This window comes from Duganella sp. GW821-FHT07F09 (assembly GCF_059418705.1).
The window spans coordinates 416,659-440,032 of the sequence record NZ_JBWKQJ010000003.1 but is presented as its reverse complement, the minus strand read 5'-3'; the positions used below and the strand labels follow the sequence as shown (position 1 = coordinate 440,032).

Genomic DNA, 23,374 nt, shown 5'->3' with positions numbered 1-23,374 from the left:
AAGTTTTTTATAGTGGAGCTGATTATCTGGAATAGCCCACCAAAAATCATCGGCCAAACGCACGAGAATCGGCGGCCTGCGGCGGAGATTATTGGGCATACGCACAAATATTTCCCCAATAAAAGGTTAGAATCACCGCTATCCTTGGGAAATTATTACAACAGAAACGACCATGAGCATACTCAGCACCCAACTGGCGCAGGACATCGTCACGCGCACGATGAAAATCATCCCCTACAACGTCAACGTCATGGATGTCAGCGGCAGCATCATCGCCAGCGGCAATCCGGCGCGCATCGGCGAGCTGCACACGGGCGCGATGCTGGCGCTGGCCAAGAAGCTGGCCGTCGAGATCGACAGCGCCAGCGCGCGCAACATGCACGGCGCCCAGCCCGGCATCAACCTGCCGCTGACGGTCAACGGCCAGCTGTGCGGCGCGGTCGGCCTGAGCGGCGCGCCCGACGAGGTGCGTCAATTCGGCGAGCTGGTGCGCCTCACCGCCGAGATGATCCTCGAACAGGCGCAACTGACCGGTGAATTGCAACGCGATAGCCGCTACCGCGAGGCCTTCGTCCTCAAACTGATCAACGGCGACGACGCCGACCATGCGGGACTGGAAGCCTGGGCGCGGCGGCTGGGCGTCGATTTCGGCCGCACCCACCTGGTCTTCGTGCTGGAGGTGGACGACAAGGCGGGCGGCACCGTCGAAGCGCTGACCGAAATCCAGCGCCTGCAAATGCGCATGATGACGCGGCAGCCGGCGGCGCTGACGGCGGCGGCCAGCTCGCATGAAATGGTCATCGTCGACTTCCACGATGCCCCGGGCACGGCCAAAACGCAGGCTTCCGGCCAGGCCCAGGATGCCCAGGCGCGGGCGCGGAAGCGGCTGCAATCGCTGTCCGCCATGCTGAAGGAGGAAGGCGGCGACGCCCATACCCTGACGATGGGCATCGCCCTGACCGGCATCGAAGGCGTCGCCATCTCCTACCAGAGCGCGCGCACGGCGGCCCGCATCGGCCGCGCGCGCCAGCCGCGCGGCACCCGCTTCAGCTACTACGAGCAGACGCTGCCGGTGCTGCTGTCCGGCCTCGGCTCGGGCTGGCAAGCGACACAGCTGAAGCTGCCGATCGCCCGGTTGCGGGCGCAGGACAAAAGCAAGGAACTGCTGCAGCGCACGCTCGAAGCCTGGTTCACGCACGACGGCCACCCGGCGGCGACGGCCGAAGCGCTGCACATCCACCGCAACACGCTCGACTACCGGCTGCGCCGCATCGGCGAGATCACCGGCCTCGACCTCGGCAGGCTGGAGGACCGCTTCCTGTTATACGTCTCCGCGCTACTAACCGACCGATAAAAACCACCGGGGTCAGGTCCGACATTCGGACACGGCCCCGTCAGTCATATGGCTTCTTGTACTAAAGCAAATCATTAATTCGTATCAAGTTCCTGTATCATTTGGCGGCGCCGCGATCCGGCGCGAGGGGCAGACCCCCACACCACAGACACAGACAAACACAAAAATAAACGGAGCCCAATTTTGAGCCTTTTTAGAACGAAGAATCTGGATGAGATGATCGCCAACGCCCGCAAACCCGGCGGTTTGGCCAAGGTGCTTGGTCCCTTCGACCTGATATTGATGGGCATAGGCGCCATCGTCGGCACCGGCATCTTCGTGCTGACCGGAACCGGCGCCGTCACCGCCGGCCCCGCCCTGACCTTGTCGTTCATCGTCGCCGCCGTCGCCTGCGGTTTCGCCGCGCTGTGCTATGCCGAATTCGCCTCCACCGTGCCGGTCGCCGGCTCGATCTACACCTACACCTACGCCACCCTGGGCGAACTGGCCGCCTGGATGATAGGCTGGGACTTGCTGCTCGAGTACGGCCTGGCCACGTCGGCCGTCTCGGTCGGCTGGTCCGGCTACTTCCAGTCGCTGATCGCCGGTTTCGGCTGGAAGCTGCCGACGGTGCTGACGGCCGCCCCAGGCGCCGTACCCGGCGTCACCACCTGGATCAACCTGCCGGCGCTGTGCATCATGCTGGTGCTGACGGCCATGCTGAGCTGGGGCGTGCGCGAATCGGCCCGCCTGAACAACATCATGGTCGCCATCAAGGTCGGCGTGGTGCTGCTGTTCATCGCCGTCGGCTCGCGCCACGTGCAACCGTCCAACTGGCAGCCCTTCATGCCTTACGGCTATAACGGCATGCTGAGCGCGGCCGCGCTGGTGTTCTTCGCCTTCATCGGCTTCGACGCGGTGACGTCGGCCGCGGAGGAAGTCAAGCGTCCAGAGCGCGATCTGCCGATCGGCATCATCGGTTCGCTCGCGGCGTGCACGATCCTGTATGTGGTGGTGTCGGCGATCATGACCGGCATCGTGCCTTACCAACAATTCCTCGGCGTCGACCACCCGGTCACCCTGGCGCTCAAGTACGCCGGCGAGAACTGGGTCGCCGCGTTTGTCGACCTCGGCGCCATTCTCGGCATGACCACCGTGATTCTGGTGATGGCTTACGGCCAGACTCGCGTGATCTACGCCATGTCACGCGACGGCTTGCTGCCGAAGCGTCTGTCGACGGTGCATCCGCGTTTCCATACACCGTACTTCGCGACATGGCTGGTGGGTATTGTGTTCGGCCTGATCGCCGCCGTCGTGCCGCTGAACATCCTGACAGAGTTGATCAATATCGGCACCCTGGCCGCGTTCAGCCTGGTGGCGATCGCCGTGGTTATCCTGCGCAAGAAGCGTCCTGATCTCAAGCGCGCGTTCCGTTGCCCTGGCGTGCCGGTGATTCCCGCGCTGGCGGTAATCTTCTGCGTCATGCTGATGACTTACCTGAGCTGGCATACCTGGGTCGCGTTCGTCATCTGGATGGCGATCGGGTTGGTGATTTATTTTGGTTACGCGCGTAAGCATTCGGTGATGAATTAGAGGCGCTGTCGGCGGCTCGTGGCGGATTACGGCGTGCCGCCTAATCCGCCCTACGTGGACCCGTTGGAACGCGACCGCCGCAAACCAATGAAACAAGCATCATTCTGAAACACGTAGGGCGGATTAGCGAAGCGTAATCCGCCATGTATGAGCCGTTGCCGGCACGCGCTTAACCGCCGTCCTCACCACTTGAAACAAAAAATCCGGCGCGACCACTTGGCCGCGCCGGATTTTCCCCACCTACCCCTCCGCCTTTAGTTCACGGTCAGTTTCCCCGTCCCCGCGTTACTCAACACCGACGCCTTCACCGCCGACGCGCCCAGCGGCGAATACGAATAAGGCACGGTCCAACCGACAGCGTTGCTGAAGCTGCACGCACCCGCCACATTCAACGCGCTACCGTTCAACAACGACCCCGTATCGACAATCGCGCCGGTCATGCTCGACGAGCCCGGATTCTTGACGATGTCCGGGCAGCTGCTTGCCCCGGCGATCTCAAACGCGTTGTTGGTCGAGATCATCTTCGCCTTATAGGCCACGCCAAGGCTGTACTGATGCTTGTACACCGGATGGCTGCGCGAACCCTCGAAGTAGTTGTTGTACACGTGAACCTTACCGAAACGCACACGCGGCGCGCGGTCGCTGATGTTCAGGTAGTGGTTGTTGTTGAAGGTAACGGTCAAATGGCCGTCGTCCGTGGTCCGGCTATCGGAAGATCCCACCAGGTTGTTCTTCGCGTGCAACTCGAAGCGGTTGTTCGACACCGTCACATAGTCCGAGGCGTTCTTGACGTCCAGCGCGCCGTCGTGGCATTGCTTGAGCATGCCGTTCTCGGTCGGCAACTGGTCATCGGTCTTCGGCGCGTCGGTGAAGACGTTGTGGTCGACCCATACATTGGTCGACGCCAGGATGGTGACGCCGTCATACTCCGAGTTCCAGTTGCCGTTGCTGCCATCTTCCGGGTCCCACAATGGATACTTGTCGCATGGCAGGCTGATGTTCAAGTTACGGATGATGACATTCTTTTTGCCGTTGACGACCAGGTTGGCATTGACCAACTTGGCATCGCTGCCCACCCCGATCAAGGTGGTGTTGCTGCCCAGCTTGATCTGCAGACGCGCGGCCTGGTCGTCCTTGCTGGTGTACGGGCCGCCGTTGTCCGACGAGGTCGGATCGATTGTGCCGTACAGTTTGATGATCTTCGGATTGTCGCCCTGGGCCTTGATCGCCGCCATCAACTGCGAGGCCGAGCTGACCTTGTAAATCGCCGTGGATGGCGCGGCCGCGCCGCCGGTGGTGCCGCCGTTGGTGCCGGCCCAACCCGATGCAGGCGCCGATTGATACGTGGCGTCGCCCGGTGTTGGTGTCGGTGTCGGCGTTGGCGTTGGGGTGGGAGTTGGCGTCGGCGTTGGGGTAGGCGTCGGTGTTGGCGTCGGAGTCGGAGTCGGTGTTGGCGTCGACGACAACGGACCGACCGCGCACTTCTCGTTGATGCCTGGATTCGGATCGGCGCCGAAGGTGGCCGTGGTGCAAGCTATGTCGCCGGACAAGGTTTTGATCACCCACTTGTCCTTCAGGCCGAAGGACACTTGCCGGCTGCTGGCGCCGGCCTTGCAAGTGCCGCCCTCGTCGGCGCACTTCGAAAAGCCGCTCGGCCAATCGACGGCCTGGGCGCTGGTTGAAAACAGCGCTGCGAGCGCCGCACACATTACGGAATATTTTGGTGCCATGATTTTCGTCTCCAAACGGGTTAGTTACGGGCCTTCAAACGGGCCACTTGAAATGAACAACTGCAACAGAACCGCGCCCGGGGAGAAATCTTGGCGCCACCGTGGTAGCCCAGAACGGGCTAAAGGGGACCGCCCCTGTCATTGCGGGGCGTGGATTGCTTCAAATAGTATTAGTTGACGGTGAACTTGCCCGTGCCCGTGTTGCTCAGCACGAACCAACCAGCTTGTTCTCCTCGTGCAGTTCGAAACGATTGTTCGACACGGTGAAGAAGTCCGAAGCGTTCTTGAGGTCGAGCGCGCCGTCGTGGCGCTGCTTGATCTTGCACCTTGTAGATGGCGGTGGACGGCGCGGCCGCCCCGCCCGTGGTGCCGCCGTTGGTGCCGGCCCAGCCGGTCGTCGGCGCTTTGTCCAGGGTGGGGTCGGCGGCAAGCGCGCCGGCCGAGAACAACGCCGCGACCGCGGCGCACAGTACAGTGCTTCTTGTTGCCATGCTTGTCTCCCGATTAGTCTAGTTTCGGGCCTTCAAATGGGCCCTTATATCATTCGCAACGATGCCAGAATGAAAACTAATACTAACAGTTAACCCAAACCAATACTCGGTAGGCTGGAATAATCAGAGAATTGATTATTTTTTAACTGATCAGATATCGTATAACTTATTTTAGTTCTCTGGAGAAACGTCGCGACTGTGTACTGAAACAGAACTACGCCCGGGAGACACGTGGCGCCACCGCAATAAGCCTTTGATTTCAAACGGCTTAAAGGTACGCCCCGATGATGTTGGGGCGGTTATGAAGAGTCTTTCCACCTGGGATCAGGTCAAAGATTTCTTGATGGAAAGCATATCTCATATGCAAGGCATATGACAAGTCAAGTTTTTTGGCAGTTGTTTTTTTGCGCATTCAGACTTGCATGACGGGAGGAACTACCGCCTGTTTCCACCTAGCTGACGATAAATCCCAGCTCGCGCAGAAAACTGGCCGCCTGCGCATGCGAAATCACAGCCCCTTTGAACATCGCCGCGTCGGCCAGTTTCACGCCCTCGATATCGGTGCCGCGCAAGTCCGCGCCCTGGAACTTGGCCAGCTTTAGCACCGCGTTGCGCAGGCTGCCGCCCTCAAAGATGGCGTCGCGGAAATCGCACCCGGCCAGATAGGCGTCGGACAGGTCCAGTTCCTTCAACGTCGCCTTGCGGAAGGAAAAGCCGCGCATGTCGGCGCCGACCAGTAGGCTTTCCTCGAAATGGATGCCCAGATGCGACACCTCTTCAAACGAAGCGCCGGTCAGCTTGCAGCCGCGATACGATGCCGATGCCAGCTTGGCGCGCCGCCACTTGGTGTTGTTCAGGTCGCAGCCTTCGAACCGCGCGTCGACGGCGTCGGCCGATTCGAAATCGGCGCCCCCTGCCCGGCAGCGCAGCCAGGTGGTGCGGGCCAGCTTGCAGGCGAACAATATGGCGCCGGGAAAAGTGCAGCGTTCAAACGTGCAGCCCTGCAAATCGAGCCGCGACAGATCGGCGTCATCGAAGTCGCAGCCATCGAAATGAAGGATGGATTGCGACAGGTGCTGTTCAAGTTCCGCCCTGTCGAGCGTCACGCCGGAAACCTTAGGGTTGTTATGTATCATCAAGGAGAATTTTATCAGAAGCGAATCCCATGAAACGTGATATCGACATCATCCGCCAACTGGACGACACCGAGGACGCCATCAAGCGCGCCCGGCTGCGCACCATGCAGGCGGTCGCGCTGGGCTTGCTGGTGCTCGCCGCCCTGCTGTTCGCGCTGGCGCGCTGGCAACACGGCGGTCATCCGGCCTGGGGCTATCTGGAAGCGTTTTCCGAGGCGGCCATGATCGGCGCCATCGCCGACTGGTTTGCCGTCACGGCGCTGTTCCGCCATCCGCTCGGCATTCCGCTGTGGCACACCGCCATCATCCCCAACAGCAAGGACAGCATCGGCAAAAGCCTGGGCAATTTCGTCGAGAACCATTTCATCACCGAGGAAGGCATCGCCCAACGCATCCGCCAGGTCGATATCGCCGGCCGCGCCGGCCGCTACATGCAGACCAACGCCGCGCAACTAAGCGCCTGGGTCGGGCCGGCGCTGGAAAAGCTGCTGCAGATGGCCGACCACGACAACATCCGCCGCATGCTGCGCGAAGTGGCTACGCGCGAGCTGGCGCGCATCGACCTGTCCGGGCTGGCGGGCGATTGTGTGGAAGCGCTGGTCGCCGAAGACCAGCCGCAACAGTTGGTGGACGCGGCCCTCGACCAGTTCGTCGTCTACCTGTCCGATCCGGCCAACCACCCGACCATCGAAGCGATGGTGCAAAGCGCCGTCAACACGGAAAGCTCGGTGCTCAAATATGCGTTGCGCAAGGCCATGCCCAGGATTATCCGTTCGACCACCGAGAAAGTGGCGGAGATGCGCCTGGACCGCTCGCACGAGCTGCGCCAGCGGCTGGGCGTGTGGATCGCCAACAGCGCGTTGCGGCTCAAGGGCGACCCGGCCTGGCAGGAGGCCATCGGCCGCTACCAGCAACAGGCGCTGACCAGCGACACGGTGCAACACATGTTCGACGGCATCTGGGATACCTTGCGGGCGCGGCTGCTGGCCGACCTGCGCAGCGAAACGCCGAGCATTCCCGCCAGCGCCCGGCGGCTGGTGGAAAACGCCGGCAAGCTCTTGACCGACAATCCGGCGGTGGGGGACAACCTGAACCGGGCGATCGAGGCCGGCAGCGCGCAGCTGGTCAAAAAGTATCGCGGCGAGGTGGGCCTGTTCATCGAGGCACAACTGGCCACCTGGACCAAGGAGGAGATGAGCAACCGGATTGAACTGTCGATCGGGCGCGACTTGCAGTTCATCCGTATCAACGGCACCTTGGTCGGTGGGCTGGTGGGAGTGGTAATCCACTTCATCGTGACGATGTTTTAAGCGGGTATTGTCAAACACCAACGGAACGTGCATCCTGATGCAATATAAATCGCTATTCGGGAACCATGATCACTTGCTTTGACATCGGTGGCAGCGCCATCAAATCCGCCGCCGCCAGCGCCGACGGCCACATCGGCGAGCTGCGCCGCATTCCCACGCCCGCGCACGACTTCGCCGCCTTCAGCGCCGCCATGCAAGAGCTGATCGCCGCCGGCGGCCCGTCACGCGGCGTGGCGATCTCCATCGCCGGCGTCATCGACCCCGCCGACGGCCGCATCAAATGCGCCAACATCCCTTGCATCGACGGCCGCACCCTGGCCGCCGACCTCGCCGTGGAACTGGGCCTGCCGGTGTGGATCGCCAACGACGCCGACTGCTTCGCGCTGGCCGAGGCGCAGGCCGGCGCGGGACGCGGCCACGCCAACGTCTTCGGCCTGATCCTCGGCACCGGTGTCGGCGGCGGCCTGGTGATCGACGGGCGGCTGATCGGCGGGCCTGGCGGCTTCGCCGGCGAATGGGGACACGGTCCGGTATCGCCCCACTTCGCCGGCACGCCGCCGCAAGCGATTCCGCGCTTCGCCTGCGGCTGCGGCCAGACCGGCTGCCTGGACGCCATCGGCGGCGCGCGCGGACTCGAACGGGTGCACGCCGCCCTCCATCCCGGCGCCTCACCGCTCGACAGCCGTCAAATCATCGACGCCTGGCAGGAAGGCGACGCCAACGCCGCCCGCACCATCGACTGCTTCGTCGACATTCTCTCCGGCCCGCTGGCGATGCTGGTCAACACCATCGGCGCGTCGGTGCTGCCGGTCGGCGGCGGCCTGTCCAACAGCGCGCCGCTGATCGCCATGCTCGATCAGGCGGTGCGCGCGCGCATCCTGCGCAAGACCGGCGCCGCCATCATCGTGCAAGGGCAGTCCGGCGCCGAGCCGGGATTGATCGGGGCCGCCTGGCTGGGGCTCGCCGAAACGAGAAAACAACCATGACCCATCCCGCCGCCGCCATCACGCTGGAAGTCTGCGTCGACAACGTCGAAGGCCTGTCGGCCGCGATCGCGGGCGGCGCCGACCGCATCGAACTGTGCGGCGCATTGGAAGTCGGCGGCCTGACGCCCACTTCCGGCCTGCTGCGCGTGGCGGCGGCCAGTCCGCTGCCGGTGGTGGCGATGATCCGGCCGCGCGGCGGCGACTTTTGTTTCGACGACGTCGAGATCCAGCTGATGCTCAACGAGATCGACGCGGTGGCCGCCATCGGCCTGCAAGGCGTGGTGCTCGGCGCCTCGCTGCGCAACGGCGAACTCGATCACCAGACCCTGGAGCGGCTGGTGCGGCGCGCCCGCGACCACGGGCTCGAAAGCACGCTGCACCGCGCCATCGACCTGTGTCCCGACCTCGCGGCGGCGACCCGGCTGGCCATCGACCTGGGTTTCGCGCGCATCCTCACATCGGGCGGCGCGCCCCGGGCGTTGGAGGGCCTGAATGGTTTGCAGCGCTGCTTCGACGCCGCCGGCGACCGCATCACCATCATGCCCGGCGCCGGCATCAGCGCCGACAACGTCGACAGGCTGCTATACAAGCTGCCGGTGCGGGAAGTGCATGCGTCCTGTTCGGCGCCGGTGGCGGCCAGCACGCCGCCGGTGCTGGCCTTCGGCTTCGACACCGGCGCGCGGCGGCAAACCAGCGCGGCACGGGTGGCGGCCCTCAAAGCGGCGCTGGACGCCAAATAATGTGCTTACGCACCCAACGGCGGCGCTTGAAACGCGCCCCGCTTTGTGTGACACTCGTGACTATTGATGTGAAACCGAATCAGCTTTTCAGGTTGGAGCTCACTGTTTGACGTTCGACCCCACGCTCCTCGCGCCCTATCTCCCCGACCTCGCGACCGGCGCACGCCTGACGGCGCTCGCCTGCGCGCTCGCCCTGGCCGGCGGCCTGGCGCTGGGTGTGGTGGCCGCCCTGCTGCGCGCCTCGGCCGCCCCGCTGCCGCGCCGTTTGACCGACATCTACGTCGACATCTTCCGCAACGTCCCTTTCATCGTCCAGCTGTTCTTCCTGTTCTACGGCCTGCCGGAAATCGGCATTGAGCTCGGCGCCTTCAGCACCGGCGTGCTGGCGCTGTCGCTGGCCGGCGGCGCATTCACGTCCGATGTTATCCGCTCCGGCATCCTGGCCATCGATCCGGGTGTGATCGAAGCGGCCCAGGTCAGCGGCCTGTCGCGCCGGGTCGTCTATCAAAAGATAGTGCTGCCGATCGCCTTGCGCACGTCGGTGCGGCCGCTCGGTTCCGTGTTCGTCAACCTGATCCTGACGTCGTCCATCCTGTCCGCCATCACCCTCAACGAGTTGACGGGCGCCGCCAAGATCGTCGCCGCCGACACCTTCGCGCCGTTCGAAGTCTACGCCCTGCTGCTGGTGGCCTACGTCACGCTGACCTATCTGGTCTCGCTGACGGCGGGCGCCCTGCACCGCCGCCTTAACCGCGAACGCGCGCTGGGTGCCAACTGATGCGCTATACCGACTTCACCGCCCACGACATCCTGTTGCTCCTGCAAGGCGCGGGCGTGTCGGTCGCGCTGTTCGCCGCCACCACCGTCATCGGCCTGATGATCGGCCTGGCTTGGGCGGTGCTGCGCTACTACCGCACGCCGGTGCTGGCGCCCTTCTTCGCCGCCGTGGCGGAACTGCTGAAAAACTCGCCGGTGCTGGTGCAGCTGTTCCTCGTCTTCTTTGGCCTGCCTGTGCTGCTGGAGACCGACATCACACCGGTGCAGGCGGCCGTCATCACCTTGTCCGGCAACACGGCGGCGTTCATCTACGTGATCGCCGTCTCCGCGATCGAATCGATAGGCCGCGAGCAGTTTGAAACGGCGCGCGTGTTCGGCTTGAGCCGCTGGCAAATCCTGCGCAAGGTCGTCGCCCCGCAGGCGGCCGCCTTCGGCCTTGGACCGCTGACCGGTTTACTGGTCAATCAGTTGCAGGTGACGTCGCTGATCTCCGTGATCGGGGTGCTCGATCTGACCAAGGTCGGCGCCATCCTGAACCTGCGCACGCTCAAACCGTTCATCGTCTGGACGGTGGTCGGCCTGCTGTACTACCTGATGGCCAAGTTGATCGCCACTACCTGCGCGCGCCTGGAAACCCGGCTGCGCGCCCACAGCCAATGGAAAGGCCTGTAGCATGATTCAGATCGAAGGCGTCGGCAAAAGCTTCGGCCAGACCAAGGTGCTCGATGGCGTAAATCTGCGGGTCGCTCCGGGCGAGGTGGTCTCCATACTGGGCGCCAGCGGTTCGGGCAAATCCACGCTGATCCGCTGCATCAACGGATTGGAGAAACTGGACAAGGGCAGCATCTCCATCGACGGCTTCCGCGTCGACGATCCCAAACAACTGCAACAGGCGCGCCGCTGCTCCGGCACCGTGTTCCAGCTGTTTCACCTGTACCCTCACATGACGGCGCTGCAAAACATCACGCTGGCGCCGATCGAGGTGCTGAAGATGCCGCGGCGCGAAGCCGAAGACGCGGGGCGCGAGCTGCTCGCCTCCGTCGGCCTGTCCGAGCGCGCCGACGCCTATCCCGCGCAATTGTCCGGCGGCCAGCGACAGCGTGTCGGCATTTGCCGCGCGCTGGCCATGAAGCCGCGCTACCTGCTGCTCGACGAAGTCACCAGCGCGCTCGATCCCGAGATGACCGCCGAGGTGCTGGACATCCTCGCCAGGCTGGCGGCCGCCGGCACGACCATGCTGTTCGTCACCCACGAAATCGACTTCGCGCGCCAGATTTCCAGCCGCATCGTATTCCTCGAACAGGGCCGCCTGCTGGCCGACCTGCCGACGGCCGAATTCTTCGCCGCCGACGGCGGACTGGCGCACCCGCGCATCGCGCAATTCCTCTCCAAGATGAAGAAAGACCATTGATGAAAATGCTGCTTGCCAACGCCGAGGCCTGGCCGGGATTCGACACCACCGTCGATCTGCTCAAACAAGACGGTGCCGGCATCGACGCCATGATCGCCGGCATCGCCAAGGTCGAACGCGAAGCCAAGGTGCGCAGCGTCGGCTACGGTGGCTGGCCCAATATGCTGGGCGAGATGGAGTTCGACGCGGGCGTCATGGACGGCACCACGCGCGACGTCGGCGCGGTCGGCGCCGTGCCGGCCACGTTGCCGGTGTCCGCGCTCGCGCACGAAGTCATGAAGCACTTGCCGCATGTGATGCTGACCGGCGCCGGGGCGCGCCGCTTCGCCACCGAGCGCGGCTTCGCGTTCGACGAGACGCTGCACCCGGACAGCAAGCGCGTATGGTGGGAACGCCTGCAAAAGGAAATGACGCCGGAGCAGTTGGCCGCCTTCCCGGACATTCCCCTCGCCCCGCTCAGCAACACCATCACCGACCCGGAACGGGTGCGCGACACCACCGTTTTCCTCGCCCGCGACGCCTCGCGGGGACTGGGCGTGGTCACGTCGACCTCCGGCTGGGCGTGGAAGTATCCGGGCCGGCTGGGCGACTCGCCCATCGTCGGCGCCGGCTTCTACGCCGACAGCCGGTACGGCGCCGCCGCCTGCACCCACACCGGCGAGATGACGATGCGCTGCGGGACCTCGCGCAGCATCGTGCTGGCGCTGCGGCTCGGGCACTCGCTGGACGACGCCGTCAAGCTGGCGGTGGATGAACTTGGCGAGTTGAAGACCGGCTTCCTGGCGGGAGTCGTCATCCACGCCATGGATGCGGTGGGCAATCACAAGGTCGTCAGCTTCCGCTGCGATGAAGAGATACGTTACTGGTACTGGGACGAACGCATGGCCGCGCCGGAACCGCGCGTCGCCAGCGCCGTGTAAGCTAAATAAGCTAAAAAGGGAATCAACATGCCGCAATTGAAACGCATCGCCGCCATCGCTGTCTTAACCATGATCGCCGGTTCCGCCGTGGCCGGCCGCATCGAGGAGATCAAGGCGCGCGGCTACGTGCGGATCGGCGTCTCGCTCGGTGGCGAGCCGGTTGGATTCCGCAACGGAAAGAATGAACCGGTCGGGTATGACGTCGATGTTGCCACACAGCTCGCGGCCAAGCTCGGGGTGCCGGCGCGGTTCTCGGACGTCTCGTCCGACGCTCGGATCTCGATGCTGATGTCCAAGCAACTGGACCTGGTGGTGGCCAATGTATCGATCACGCCGCAGCGTGCACGCGTGGTCGATTTTTCGAAGCCCTACAACATGGCCGGGCTGCGCGTGATCGTGCAGAAAAGCGCCGGCATCAAGACGCTGGCCGATTTAAAGGGCAAAAGCGTGGTGGTTGGTCGCGGCACCACGGCGGACGCCTTCCTGAAGCAGTCGGCGCCGCAAGCCGTGTTTGTGTACACCGACAATTTCGCGCCGGACGGCGTGCTGCTGCTCAAGCAAAAGCGCGTCGACGCCGGGATCGAGGATTCGTCGCTGCTCGACTACCTCGCCAGCAAGAACGAGCAGCTCGAAGTCCTGCCGGGTATCCACGGCCAGACGCCGATCGGCATTGCCATTGCCAAGGGCGATCCGGATCTGCTCAAGTTCGTCAACGGTTTTGTCGAGGATTACGTCAAGACGGGTGCGTACGCCCAGAACTACCGCAAGTGGTGGGGCGAGAAAAGCGTGCCGCCGGCATTGTAGTCATCGACGGCTCATGCATGGCGGATTACGCTTCGCTAATCCGCCCTACGTGGAACCGTGGCGAACCGACGTTCAACGAACGTATCGCGCGCCGGACGGACGCGGCGGCCACCCCACGCACCAACATCTAAAACACGTAGGGCGGATTAGCGAAGCGTAATCCGCCAAGCTCCGCCCATATCGCTTCCGCGCAGCGCCAATTCGCGCACATGTGCCCTAACCCACAGACACCCCCCCCAGATATTCCTACGATAACCACAGGAGTATCGCCACAAATGAAAAAGTACCGCAAGCAACCTTTCGACCCAGCCAACACCCGGCGTCTGCTCGAGCCCGGCCCCGTCGTGCTCGTGACTTCCGCCTGGCAGGACCGAACCAACATCATGACCATGGGCTGGCACATGATGATCGGCTTTTCGCCCGCCCTGTTCGGCTGCTACATCGACGAGAGCAACCACAGTTACGACATGGTCACCCGCAGCAAGGAATGCGTGATCAATCTGCCAACCGCCGATCTGCTGGAACAGGTGATCGGCATCGGCAACTGCAGCGGCGCCGACACCGACAAATTCAGCCTCTTCGGGCTGACGAAGGAAGCCGCGACCGATGTCGCCGCCCCCATGATCGCCGAATGTTACGCCAGCTTCGAATGCCGCCTTGCCGACGCGCGTCCGAATCCCAACCACCCGCTGTTCGTCTGGGAGATCGTGCGCGCACATGTGGCCGCCTCCCCCAAGCTGCCGAAGACCCTGCACTACCGGGGCGACGGCGAGTTCATGACCTCCGGCCGCGAGGTGAACACCCTGCGCCAGTTCCCCAACCAGACCCGGTGAAGAAGCCTCGTAATTCCACCGCCACCAAGGAAACCGCGTGAACACCAATCATTGGTTCCTGCTGGTCGGCCTGCTGATGCTGGCGCGCGGCCTGGCCGCGACCACGATTTCCAGGTCGCCGTTCACGTCGGCGATGGTCTATCTCGGCTTCGGCATCCTGCTCGGTCCCACGGTGTTCAACATCCTCGACTTCGATCCGATGCTGCAATCGGACCTGCTGGAGGTGCTGACCGAAATCGCCATCCTGATCTCCCTTTTCTCCGCCGGGATCAAGATGCCCGTACCGTTCAAGCTGCACCATTGGGACGCCCCGCTGCGCCTTGCCTGGGTGTCCATGACGTTGACGGTGGCGCTGGTGGCGGCCTTCGGCTTCTTCGTCCTCGGCCTGCCGCTGGGGGCCGGCATCCTGCTGGGCGGCATCCTGGCGCCGACCGATCCGGTGCTGGCCACCGACGTCCAGGTCCGCCACGCCGGCGACAAGGACCAGCTGCGTTTCACACTCACCTGCGAAGCCGGCATGAACGATGGCAGTGCCTTCCCCTTCGTGTTCCTCGGCCTGGCCATGCTGGGCATGGGCGACGACACCGGCGCCTGGCACTGGCGCTGGTTCCTGGTCGACGTCGTCTGGGCCTCGGGCGCGGCGATCGCGGTGGGCTACCTGGGCGGCGCGCTGACGGCGCGCCTCGGCTGGCGGCTGCGCATCATCAAGCCGCAGCATGAAATAATGGACGATCTGGTCGGACTGGGCTTGATCGCCGTGGTCTACGGCGTCTCCAGCCTGATACACGCGTGGGGCTTCCTGGCGGTATTCTTCGCCGCCGTGGCGCTGCGCCAGACAGAGTTGATGCTGGCCGGCGCGCCCAAGGACCGGCAAGGCTTGCTGGAGCAGGATGTGACGAAATCGGCCGCCGCCAGGACCAGTGCGACGCACGAAGCACCGATGACCGTCAGCACCGAGTCGCTGGTGTTCAAGGAGCACCTGGAGCGGTTGTCGGAGCTGACCCTGGTGCTGCTACTGGGCGGGATGATCTCGCTGCATAACCTGGATTGGGATGCCGTCTGGATGGCGGCCTTCCTGTTCTTCATCGCGCGGCCGGCCAGCGTGTTCCTCGGCCTGGCCGGCGGCGACACCAGCATGCGGCTGCGATCGATGACCGCGTGGTTCGGCGTGCGCGGCATCGGCTCGATCTACTATCTGATGTACGCGATCGAACAGGGGTTGGCGCCGGACCTGGCGCAACGGCTGACGCATATTTCGCTGTTCGTCATCATGCTGTCGATTGTGGTCCACGGCTTGAGCGTCAAGCCGTTGATGGAGACTGTTTGGCCGCGACGCTAGTCATGGCCGCCGACGGCTCTTGGATGGCGGATTACGCTTCGCTCTTAAGGCCTACCGGCAGGTAGGCCGCCTCCTTCGGAGGGCCCCCGGGGCGGATTGGCGGGCCTCGCCCGCTAATCCGCCCTACGTGATCCCTCGGCGGATCAGATGCCTTCTAAACTGAGGGCGCGCACCGCGCTTCTCAGCAAGCCATGCAATCGCACGCGCTCCTCGTGATCCATGTCGGGGAACATCTGCATTTCGACTTCGCGCACCTTGCCGTCGCATTGCGCCAAAATCGCGTGCCCGGCCTCGGTCAGCTGGATCTGGATGATGCGGCCGTGCGACGGATCGGGCGTGCGCTCGATCCAGCCTTTCGCCTCGATCGACTTCACCATCTCGTTGGCCGACTGCGGCGACACCATCGTCCGCACCGCCAGTTGCGCATTCGATAGCGCGCCCTGCGCCCGGAACACCGACAACGCCGTGTACTGCGGCACCGTTACGCCGGCCGGCGCGCAGCAATCGCGCAGGCGCTTGTTCAACACGTGATCGAGACGCCCCACCAGGTAGGCCAAGCCCAATGGTTTAGTGCTATCGGAAAAATCTGCTTTGACCATAAAAATTTTCTTGTAAAACAAAAGAGGTGGGTATAGTATAAGTCACATATCAGGCAGCCTGATACTTAAATCTAAAGCTTAGCCAAACATTAGCCAAAGATCAGCCAACTAAAAGGAGACACATTGTATGTCCAAATATGAAGCCCGCTGGGAAACCGTCAAAGTCGATGTTGAAAAAGGTATCGGCTGGATCACCCTGAACCGCCCGGACAAGCGCAACGCCATGAGCCCGACCCTGAACCGCGAGATGATCGACGTTCTGGAAACGCTGGAACTCGACGAGGAAGCGCAAGTCGTGGTGCTGACCGGCGCCGGCGACGCCTGGACCGCCGGCATGGACCTGAAAGAGTACTTCCGCGAAAACGACGGCAAGCCGGAGATCTTCCAGGAGCGCCTGCGCCGCGACTGCTCGCAGTGGCAATGGAAGCTGCTGCGCATGTACAGCAAGCCGACCATCGCCATGGTCAACGGCTGGTGCTTCGGCGGCGCGTTCTCGCCGCTGGTGGCCTGCGACCTGGCCATCGCCGCCGACGAAGCGGTATTCGGCCTGTCCGAGATCAACTGGGGCATCCCGCCCGGTAACCTGGTCAGCAAAGCCGTCGCCGACACCATGGGCCACCGCCAGGCGCTGCACTACATCATGACCGGCGACACCTTCACCGGCCAGGAAGCGGCCGCCATGGGCCTGATCAACAAGAGCGTGCCACGCGCCCAGCTGCGCGACGAGGTCATCGCGCTGGCCGAAAAACTGCTGGCCAAGGCGCCGACCGTGCTGCGCATTGCCAAGAACGGCTTCAAGCGCTGCCGCGAGCTGAATTGGGACCAGAACGAGGACTACCTGTACGCCAAGGTCGACCAGTCCAACTACCGCGATCCGGAAAAAGGACGCGCGCAAGGCCTTAAGCAGTTCCTGGACGATAAGACGATCAAACCAGGTCTGCAGACTTTCAAACGCGGCTAAACTCTACAACAAAAATAAAGGAGACCACCATGTTTGATACCGATCTGCTGATCGGCGGCCAAGGCGCCGCCGCCCAGGACAACACCACCTTCGAACGGCGCAGCCCCGCCACCGGCGAGGTGGTCACCCGCGCCGCCGCCGCGCAGTTGGCCGATGTCGACCGCGCCGTGAAGGCCGCGCAGGACGCCTTTCCCGCCTGGTCGGCGATGGCGCCCGGCGCCCGCCGCGCCCTGCTGCTGAAGGCCGCCGACACGATGGAAAAATACCGCGCCGAATTCGTCGCGCGCGGCGTCGCCGAAGCGGGCGGCAGCCCGATGTGGTATCAGTTCAACGTCACCCTGGCCGGCAACATGCTGCGCGAAGCGGCGTCGATGACCACCCAGATCAGCGGCGAAGTCATTCCGTCAGACGTCCCCGGCTCGATGGCCATGGGCCTGCGCCAGGCCTGCGGCGTGGTGGTCGGCCTGGCGCCGTGGAACGCCCCGATCATCCTGGGCACGCGCGCCATCGCCATGCCGCTCGCCTGCGGCAACACCGTGATCCTGAAGGCTTCCGAATTGTGCCCGTCGCTGCATCGCCTGATCGGCACCGTGTTCGAGGAAGCCGGCTTCGCGCCCGGCGTCGTCAACGTCCTCACCAACGCGCCGCAGGACGCGCCGCAGGTGGTGGAGCGCCTGATCGCCGCGCCGGCCGTCCGCCGCGTCAACTTCACCGGTTCGACCAATGTGGGCCGCATCATCGCCCAGCATTGCGCCCGCCACCTCAAGCCCGTGCTGCTGGAACTGGGCGGCAAGAACCCGCTGCTGATCCTGGACGACGCGGACCTGGACGAAGCCGTCGAAGCGGCCGCGTTCAGCGCCTTCTTCAACCAGGGCCAGATCTGCATGTCGGCCGACCGCATTTTGGTCGACAACAAAGTGGCGCCGGCCTTCCTGGAAAAGCTGGCCGCCAAAACCGCGACGCTGAAGGCGGCGCAAAGCGACGCCCCGCTGTCCGGCATGATCGATCCGTCGGCCACCACCCGCGTGGCCGCCATGCTGCAGGATGCCCGCGATCGCGGCGCCAAGGTCACGCAAAGTTCGGCGGAAGTGGTCGGCAACATCATGCAGCCGGCCATCGTCGACGGCGTCACGCCGGAGATGAAGGTCTACCAGGAGGAATCGTTCGGCCCCATCGTCTCGATCCTGCGCTTCGACACCGACGAGGAAGCCATCGCGCTGGCCAACGACAGCGAGTACGGCCTGTCGTCGGCGGTCTTCAGCCGCGATATCGGCCGTGCGATGGCGGTCGCGCGCCGCATCGAATCGGGCATCTGCCACATCAACGGTCCGACCGTGCACGATGAGGCGCAGATGCCGTTCGGCGGCGTCAAGGGCAGTGGTTACGGGCGCTTCGGCGGCAAGGCGGCTATCGCCGAGTTCACGGAGCTGCGCTGGATCACGATCCAGACGACGTCGCGCCACTACCCGATCTGACAGGAGCTCCGCATGAATCAATCGATGATCGCGGAGCAGTCCAGCGGCACGGCAAAGCGACGCCCGGTCAAACTGGGCAATCCGCAGATCGCGGCCTATCAGGTCGACGGCCTGTGGCACGTGGACGCCGTCACGCCGCTGGAGGCGTTCCCGTCGCGCTTCACCGACCGTCTGGAGTCGGGCGCCGCCGCCCATCCGGAGCGCACCCTGGTCGCGCGCCGCGCGGCCGATGGCGACGGCGAATGGATACGGCTGTCGTACGCCGAGGTGCTGCGCCGCGCGCGCAGCATCGGCCAGGCGCTGCTCGATCGCGGCCTGTCGGCCGAACGTCCGCTGGTGATCCTGTCCGGTAACGACCTGGAACACTTCCAGCTCGCGCTGGGCGCCATGTACGCCGGCATACCGTATGCGCCGGTGTCGCCTTCGTACTCGCTGGTGGCGACCGATTTCACCAAGCTGTCCGAAATGCTGGCCAAGCTGACGCCAGGCGCGCTGTTCGCCTGCGATGGCGCCGCCTACAGCCGCGCCATCAAGGCGGTGATGCCGGCCGACGCGGAACTGATACTGGCCCAGGGCGAGGTCCCGGGCCACCAGGCCAGCAGCTTCCAGTCGCTGCTCGACGTCACGCCGTCGACCGTCGAAGCGGCGCATGCCGCCGTCGGCGTCGACACCGTGGCCAAGTTCCTGTTCACCTCCGGCTCCATCAAAAAACCGAAGGCCGTCACCACCACCCACGGCATGTTGTGCAGCAACCAGCAGATGCTGCTGCAAACCTTCCCGTTCATGGGCGACGAGCCGCCGGTGCTGCTGGACTGGCTGCCATGGAACCACACCTTCGGCGGCAGCCACAATGTCGGCATCGTGCTGTATAACGGCGGCACCCTGTATCTGGACGACGGCAAGCCGACCCCGCGCGACTTCCCGACCACCTTGAGGAACCTGCGCGAGATCGCGCCGACCATGTATTTCAATATCCCGAAAGGGTTCGAGATGCTGACCGACGCCATGAAGACCGACGCCAGATTGAGCGCCAACTTCTTCTCGCGCGTCAAACTGTTTTTGTGCGCCGGCGCCGGCCTGTCGCAGGCGGCGTGGGATAGGCTGGACAACGCCGCCATCGCCGAAACCGGCGAATCGGTGCGCATCATCACGGGCTTGGGCATGACGGAAACGTCGCCATCGTGCACCTTCGGCACCGGCTCCATCATCAAGGCCGGCTATGTCGGCGTGCCGGCTCCGGGCTGCAAAGTCAAGCTGGTGCCGTTCGGCGACAAGCTGGAAGCGCGCTTCAGCGGCCCGCACGTGATGCCCGGTTACTGGCGCGCGCCGGACCTGAACGCCGCCGTCTTCGACGAGGATGGCTACTACTGCACCGGCGACGCCCTGCGCTTCGTCGATCCCGAAAAACCGGAACTGGGCTTCATGTTCGACGGCCGCATCGCCGAGGACTTCAAGCTCAGCACCGGAACCTTCGTCAGCGTCGGCCCGCTGCGCGCCAGGGTGATCAGCGCCGCCGCGCCGTATGTGCTGGACGCGGTGGTCACCGGCATCGACCGCAACGCCATCGGCCTGTTGCTGTTCCCGCGCATGGAGCATTGCCAGGTGCTGTCGGAGCTGGGCCCCGACGCCAGCGCCGCCGAAGTGCTGGCCAGCGCGCCGGTGCGGGCCTGCTTCGAACGCTTGCTCAAGTTGTTGAACCAGGACGCCAGCGGTTCGTCGATGCGCATCGACCGGCTGCTGTTACTACCCGAACCGCCATCCGTCGATCATCGCGAGATGACCGACAAGGGTTCGATCAACCAGTCGGCGGTGCTGACGCGGCGGGCCGCCGTTGTCGACGCACTGTATGAAGGCACCGATCCACAAGTAATCATCGCGGCATAAACTAAAAAAGACGGAGACAAGCAATGAAACTTAAAAAACTGGCCAACATCGGCATCATCGTCAGCGTGGCCCTGGTCGGCATGGGTGTGGCGCAAGCGCAGGACACCATCAAGGTCGGCGTCATCGCCGCGCTGACCGGGCCTTTTGCCAACACCGGCAAGCCGTTCGAGGATGGCATCAAGACCTATATGCAGCAGTACGGCGCCACCGTGGCCGGCAAGAAGATCGAGATCATCTACCGGGACGACGGCGGCACCAACGCCGACATGTCCAAGCGCGCCGCCCAGGAGTTGATCTCGCGCGACAAGGTCAGCTTCCTGATCGGCTTCTCGCTGACGCCCAGCGCGCTGGCGGTGGCGCCAATCGCCACCCAGGCCAAGATCCCGATGATCGTCATGAACGCGGTCACCACCGGCATCACCGCCAAGTCGCCGTACATGCTGCGCACCAGTATGACGATGCAGCAGATGACCGAGCCATTCGGCACCTGGACCGCCCAGAACAAGGTCGGCAAGGTGTACACCCTGGTGAGCGACTACAGCACCGGCATCGACGCCGAGGCGCGCTTCGGCAAAGGCTTCACCGCCGGCGGCGGCAAGCTGGTTGGCTCGTCGCGCGTGCCGCTGGCCAATCCCGACTACTCGCCGTTCATCCAGCGCATCAAGGACGAGAAGCCGGACGCGCTGTTCTTCTTCGCCCCGGGCGCCGAAGACGGCACCGCCCTGCTCAAGGCCTTCAGCGACAAGGGCCTGGACAAGGCGGGCATCAAGTTCCTCGGCGTGGGCGACATGACCAGCGACCATCCGACCCTGGAGGCGCTGGGCGACCGCGCGCTCGGCGCCATCACGGTGCTGAACTACTCGACGGCGCTCGACAATCCGGCCAACAAGTCCTTCCTGGCCGCCTACGCCGCCGCCCTGCCGAACGCCCGCCCGCCGACCTTCGTCACCGTGGCCGCGTATGACACGATGGCGATGTTGTACGAGACCATCCGCAAACTGAACGGCACGGTCACGGGCGATACCGCCATGAAGGTGCTGTCCAGCATGAAGCTCGACAGCCCGCGCGGCCCGATCAGCATCGATCCGGCCTCGCGCGATATCGTGCAGAACATGTACGTCCGCGAAGTCAAGAAGGTCAACGGCAAGCTGGTCAACCAGCCGATCAGCACGCTCAAGGACGTGATGCCGAACTAGGTTCAGTCTTACCCCGCAACACCCCGCAATACCCCCAAGCGGGCCCCGACGCAGCCATCAGAACGCCGCGCGGGGCCGGCACGTCCATCGCTTTGCAAGAACAGAGGAGACAACTCGCATGAAAAGCCGCGACACCAACCCATCCACGCCGCCGATGATTCCACTCGCCACCGCCATCGCGGCGGCATTGCTGCTGAGCGCCTGCGCCGGCGGCGGCGACAGCGTCGACAGCACCGGCCTGCCCCGCCTGGCGGCAGCCACCGGAGCGGCGCTGCCGTCCTGCACCGATCTGGTCACCAGAATCCAGCTCGCCAACACCACCATCACGGCCGCCAACAGCATCGCCGCCGGTACCTTGCGCGTCGCCGGCAAGCCCGTCCCGGCCCATTGCCAGGTGACCGGCCGCATGTTCGACCGCGTCAGCACCGTCGATGGCGCCCGCTACGCGATCGGCTTCGAAATGCGCCTGCCGCTGAACTGGAACGGCCGCTTCTTCTATCAAGGCAACGGCGGTCTGGACGGCTCCGTCGTGCCCGCCACCGGCCAGGTCGGCGGCGGCGGCCCGCTGGACAGCGCGCTCAACATGGGCTTCGCCGTCATCAGTTCCGACGCCGGCCATGGCGCGCCCAATCCCGCCTTCGGCATCGATCCGCAAGCGCGGCTCGACTACGGCTACCAGGCGGCCGGCAAGCTGACGCCGATGGCCAAGAACCTGATCCAGATCGCCTACGGCAAGGCGCCGGAGCGGTCCTACTTCGGCGGCTGTTCCAACGGCGGCCGTCACACGATGGTGGCGGCGGCCCGCCTCGCCGACCAGTACGACGGCTTCCTGGTCGGCAATCCAGGCTTCCGCCTGCCGCTGGCGGCGATCGCCAACATCGCCGGCGGCCAGGCCTACAATGCGCTGGCCAGCACGCCAGGCGACCTGTCGACCGGCTTCACCAAGGCCGAACGCACCACCGTCGAGAACGCGGTCCTGGCGAAATGCGACGCGCTGGACGGCGCCACCGACGGCTTGATTCAAAACACGCAAGCCTGCCAGGCGGCCTTCGACCTGAATCGCGACGTGCCGACCTGCACCGGCGCGCGCGACGGCAGTTGCCTGAGCGCGGCGCAGAAAACCACCATCGGCGGCCTGTTCGCGGGTGCCACCACCAGTACCGGAACGAAGTTCTATTCCAGCTGGCCATACGACGCCGGCATCTCGACGGGCGGCTGGGCCGACTGGAAGTTCAGCAGTCCGCTGACCCGCGACTCGGGCGCGGTCGGCCTGATCTGGCAGGCGCCGCCGGAAAACCTGGCGACCTTCAACGGACCGCAATTCGCGCTGACCGGCAGTGTCGACAGCATGCTGGCCCGCGTCGGCGCCACCACCTCCGTCTACACCGAAAGCGCGCTATCGTTCATGCTGCCGCCCAACCCGACCAACCTGGCCACGATGAAGAACCGGGGCGGCAAGATGATGGTGTACCACGGCACCGCCGATCCGATCTTCTCCAGCAACGATACCACCGCCTGGTACGACGGCTTGCGCGCGGCCAACGGCGGCGACGCGTCGACCTTCGCGCGCTTCTTCCGCGTGCCCGGCATGAACCACTGCGCCGGCGGCCCGTCGGCCGAACAGTTCGACATGCTGACGCCGCTGGTCGACTGGGTCGAGCGCGGACGGGCGCCCGACCAGGTCATCGCCAGCGTGCGTGGCGCCGGCAATGCCGGTGGCGTGAACGCCGACGTGCCGGCCGGCTGGTCGGCCAACCGCACCCGCCCGTTGTGCCCGTATCCGAAGGCGGCCAAGTACAAGGCCGGCAACATCGAGGACGCCGCCAGCTTCAGCTGCGAATGAGGTCGCTCCGGGG

Annotated in this window: 21 protein-coding genes and 1 pseudogene; 17 read left to right on the top strand and 5 right to left on the bottom strand. The window is 64.4% G+C overall.

The features are described from left to right. Positions 1–172 precede the first annotated feature (172 nt). Entirely contained in the window at positions 173–1,354 is a 1,182-nt protein-coding gene (locus tag AC07P1_RS10415) for a sugar diacid recognition domain-containing protein (RefSeq protein ID WP_494695725.1), read from the top strand. Between the two features lie 183 nt (positions 1,355–1,537). Beyond that, positions 1,538–2,926: a branched-chain amino acid transporter BcaP gene (gene bcaP, locus AC07P1_RS10410; protein ID WP_494695724.1), complete on the top strand. Its 1,389-nt coding sequence runs from the start codon at positions 1,538–1,540 to the stop codon at positions 2,924–2,926. A gap of 254 nt (positions 2,927–3,180) precedes the next feature. Here bcaP and AC07P1_RS10405 read toward each other — a convergent pair whose 3' ends face one another. From AC07P1_RS10405 to AC07P1_RS10390, 4 genes and pseudogenes are all read right to left on the bottom strand, one after another. After that, positions 3,181–4,656, bottom strand: a complete 1,476-nt coding sequence (locus AC07P1_RS10405) for a pectate lyase family protein (RefSeq protein ID WP_494695723.1) — start codon at positions 4,654–4,656, stop codon at positions 3,181–3,183. A 205-nt stretch (positions 4,657–4,861) separates the two neighbouring features. Further along, positions 4,862–5,086: a pectate lyase family protein gene (locus AC07P1_RS10400; protein ID WP_494695951.1), complete on the bottom strand. Its 225-nt coding sequence runs from the start codon at positions 5,084–5,086 to the stop codon at positions 4,862–4,864. Further along, positions 5,030–5,147: pseudogene (locus AC07P1_RS10395) on the bottom strand (hypothetical protein); the annotation flags it as partial. The gene AC07P1_RS10400 and the pseudogene AC07P1_RS10395, both read right to left, overlap by 57 nt. A gap of 452 nt (positions 5,148–5,599) precedes the next feature. Continuing rightward, positions 5,600–6,283, bottom strand: coding sequence for a pentapeptide repeat-containing protein (locus AC07P1_RS10390; RefSeq protein ID WP_494695950.1), 684 nt, complete (start codon positions 6,281–6,283; stop codon positions 5,600–5,602). Positions 6,284–6,312: 29 nt separating this feature from the next. Between AC07P1_RS10390 and AC07P1_RS10385 the strand changes: the two genes are divergently transcribed. From AC07P1_RS10385 to AC07P1_RS10340, 10 genes are all read left to right on the top strand, one after another. Then, entirely contained in the window at positions 6,313–7,593 is a 1,281-nt protein-coding gene (locus AC07P1_RS10385) for a DUF445 domain-containing protein (protein WP_494695722.1), read from the top strand. Between the two features lie 65 nt (positions 7,594–7,658). Then, positions 7,659–8,579, top strand: a complete 921-nt coding sequence (locus tag AC07P1_RS10380; protein WP_494695721.1) for an ROK family protein — start codon at positions 7,659–7,661, stop codon at positions 8,577–8,579. Further along, positions 8,576–9,319: a copper homeostasis protein CutC gene (locus AC07P1_RS10375; RefSeq protein WP_494695720.1), complete on the top strand. Its 744-nt coding sequence runs from the start codon at positions 8,576–8,578 to the stop codon at positions 9,317–9,319. Before AC07P1_RS10380 ends, AC07P1_RS10375 begins: the two co-directional genes overlap by 4 nt. Positions 9,320–9,425: 106 nt before the next feature. Further along, entirely contained in the window at positions 9,426–10,097 is a 672-nt protein-coding gene (locus AC07P1_RS10370) for an amino acid ABC transporter permease (protein ID WP_494695719.1), read from the top strand. After that, a complete protein-coding gene (locus AC07P1_RS10365; RefSeq protein ID WP_494695718.1) occupies positions 10,097–10,768 on the top strand; it encodes an amino acid ABC transporter permease in 672 nt (223 codons plus the stop codon). Before AC07P1_RS10370 ends, AC07P1_RS10365 begins: the two co-directional genes overlap by 1 nt. A gap of 1 nt (position 10,769) precedes the next feature. Continuing rightward, on the top strand, positions 10,770–11,507 hold the full coding sequence (locus AC07P1_RS10360) for an amino acid ABC transporter ATP-binding protein (protein WP_494695717.1): 738 nt from the start codon (positions 10,770–10,772) through the stop codon (positions 11,505–11,507). Beyond that, positions 11,507–12,427, top strand: coding sequence for an isoaspartyl peptidase/L-asparaginase (locus AC07P1_RS10355; RefSeq protein ID WP_494695716.1), 921 nt, complete (start codon positions 11,507–11,509; stop codon positions 12,425–12,427). Before AC07P1_RS10360 ends, AC07P1_RS10355 begins: the two co-directional genes overlap by 1 nt. A 27-nt stretch (positions 12,428–12,454) precedes the next feature. Continuing rightward, positions 12,455–13,231, top strand: a complete 777-nt coding sequence (locus AC07P1_RS10350; protein WP_494695715.1) for a transporter substrate-binding domain-containing protein — start codon at positions 12,455–12,457, stop codon at positions 13,229–13,231. Between the two features lie 344 nt (positions 13,232–13,575). Further along, a complete protein-coding gene (locus tag AC07P1_RS10345) occupies positions 13,576–14,064 on the top strand; it encodes a flavin reductase family protein (RefSeq protein WP_494695714.1) in 489 nt (162 codons plus the stop codon). 37 nt (positions 14,065–14,101) lie between these two features. Further along, positions 14,102–15,403: a cation:proton antiporter gene (locus AC07P1_RS10340; RefSeq protein ID WP_494695713.1), complete on the top strand. Its 1,302-nt coding sequence runs from the start codon at positions 14,102–14,104 to the stop codon at positions 15,401–15,403. Positions 15,404–15,546: 143 nt separating this feature from the next. Here the strand turns inward: AC07P1_RS10340 and AC07P1_RS10335 are convergent, their stop codons facing one another. Then, positions 15,547–16,002 (bottom strand): MarR family winged helix-turn-helix transcriptional regulator, encoded by a 456-nt coding sequence (locus AC07P1_RS10335; protein WP_494695712.1) that lies wholly within the window; start codon positions 16,000–16,002, stop codon positions 15,547–15,549. 127 nt (positions 16,003–16,129) lie between these two features. On the opposite strand from AC07P1_RS10335, the gene AC07P1_RS10330 reads away from it, so the two are divergent. The 5 genes from AC07P1_RS10330 (at position 16,130) to AC07P1_RS10310 (ending at position 23,361) form a co-directional block, all read left to right on the top strand. Then, positions 16,130–16,963 carry a p-hydroxycinnamoyl CoA hydratase/lyase gene (locus AC07P1_RS10330; RefSeq protein ID WP_315393051.1) on the top strand — a complete coding sequence of 278 codons (834 nt, stop codon included), beginning with the start codon at positions 16,130–16,132 and terminating at the stop codon, positions 16,961–16,963. Positions 16,964–16,992: 29 nt separating this feature from the next. Further along, entirely contained in the window at positions 16,993–18,438 is a 1,446-nt protein-coding gene (locus AC07P1_RS10325) for an aldehyde dehydrogenase (RefSeq protein ID WP_494695711.1), read from the top strand. Positions 18,439–18,450: 12 nt separating this feature from the next. Beyond that, positions 18,451–20,322: a feruloyl-CoA synthase gene (locus AC07P1_RS10320; protein WP_494695710.1), complete on the top strand. Its 1,872-nt coding sequence runs from the start codon at positions 18,451–18,453 to the stop codon at positions 20,320–20,322. 23 nt (positions 20,323–20,345) lie between these two features. Then, positions 20,346–21,518 (top strand): ABC transporter substrate-binding protein, encoded by a 1,173-nt coding sequence (locus AC07P1_RS10315; RefSeq protein ID WP_494695709.1) that lies wholly within the window; start codon positions 20,346–20,348, stop codon positions 21,516–21,518. 118 nt (positions 21,519–21,636) lie between these two features. After that, positions 21,637–23,361, top strand: a complete 1,725-nt coding sequence (locus AC07P1_RS10310) for a tannase/feruloyl esterase family alpha/beta hydrolase (protein ID WP_494695708.1) — start codon at positions 21,637–21,639, stop codon at positions 23,359–23,361. Positions 23,362–23,374: the final 13 nt, after the last annotated feature.

Bases quoted from the DNA above. Each gene is read 5' to 3' on its own strand.
- AC07P1_RS10405 (WP_494695723.1), bottom strand. From the start codon at position 4,656: ATGGCACCAAAATATTCCGTAATGTGTGCGGCGCTCGCAGCGCTGTTT.
- AC07P1_RS10350 (WP_494695715.1), top strand. From the start codon at position 12,455: ATGCCGCAATTGAAACGCATCGCCGCCATCGCTGTCTTAACCATGATC.
- AC07P1_RS10320 (WP_494695710.1), top strand. From the start codon at position 18,451: ATGAATCAATCGATGATCGCGGAGCAGTCCAGCGGCACGGCAAAGCGA.
- AC07P1_RS10380 (WP_494695721.1), top strand. From the start codon at position 7,659: ATGATCACTTGCTTTGACATCGGTGGCAGCGCCATCAAATCCGCCGCC.
- AC07P1_RS10330 (WP_315393051.1), top strand. From the start codon at position 16,130: ATGTCCAAATATGAAGCCCGCTGGGAAACCGTCAAAGTCGATGTTGAA.
- AC07P1_RS10365 (WP_494695718.1), top strand. From the start codon at position 10,097: ATGCGCTATACCGACTTCACCGCCCACGACATCCTGTTGCTCCTGCAA.
- AC07P1_RS10385 (WP_494695722.1), top strand. From the start codon at position 6,313: ATGAAACGTGATATCGACATCATCCGCCAACTGGACGACACCGAGGAC.
- AC07P1_RS10325 (WP_494695711.1), top strand. From the start codon at position 16,993: ATGTTTGATACCGATCTGCTGATCGGCGGCCAAGGCGCCGCCGCCCAG.
- AC07P1_RS10415 (WP_494695725.1), top strand. From the start codon at position 173: ATGAGCATACTCAGCACCCAACTGGCGCAGGACATCGTCACGCGCACG.
- AC07P1_RS10310 (WP_494695708.1), top strand. From the start codon at position 21,637: ATGAAAAGCCGCGACACCAACCCATCCACGCCGCCGATGATTCCACTC.
- AC07P1_RS10315 (WP_494695709.1), top strand. From the start codon at position 20,346: ATGAAACTTAAAAAACTGGCCAACATCGGCATCATCGTCAGCGTGGCC.
- AC07P1_RS10390 (WP_494695950.1), bottom strand. From the start codon at position 6,283: ATGATACATAACAACCCTAAGGTTTCCGGCGTGACGCTCGACAGGGCG.
- AC07P1_RS10335 (WP_494695712.1), bottom strand. From the start codon at position 16,002: ATGGTCAAAGCAGATTTTTCCGATAGCACTAAACCATTGGGCTTGGCC.
- AC07P1_RS10355 (WP_494695716.1), top strand. From the start codon at position 11,507: ATGAAAATGCTGCTTGCCAACGCCGAGGCCTGGCCGGGATTCGACACC.
- AC07P1_RS10375 (WP_494695720.1), top strand. From the start codon at position 8,576: ATGACCCATCCCGCCGCCGCCATCACGCTGGAAGTCTGCGTCGACAAC.
- AC07P1_RS10360 (WP_494695717.1), top strand. From the start codon at position 10,770: ATGATTCAGATCGAAGGCGTCGGCAAAAGCTTCGGCCAGACCAAGGTG.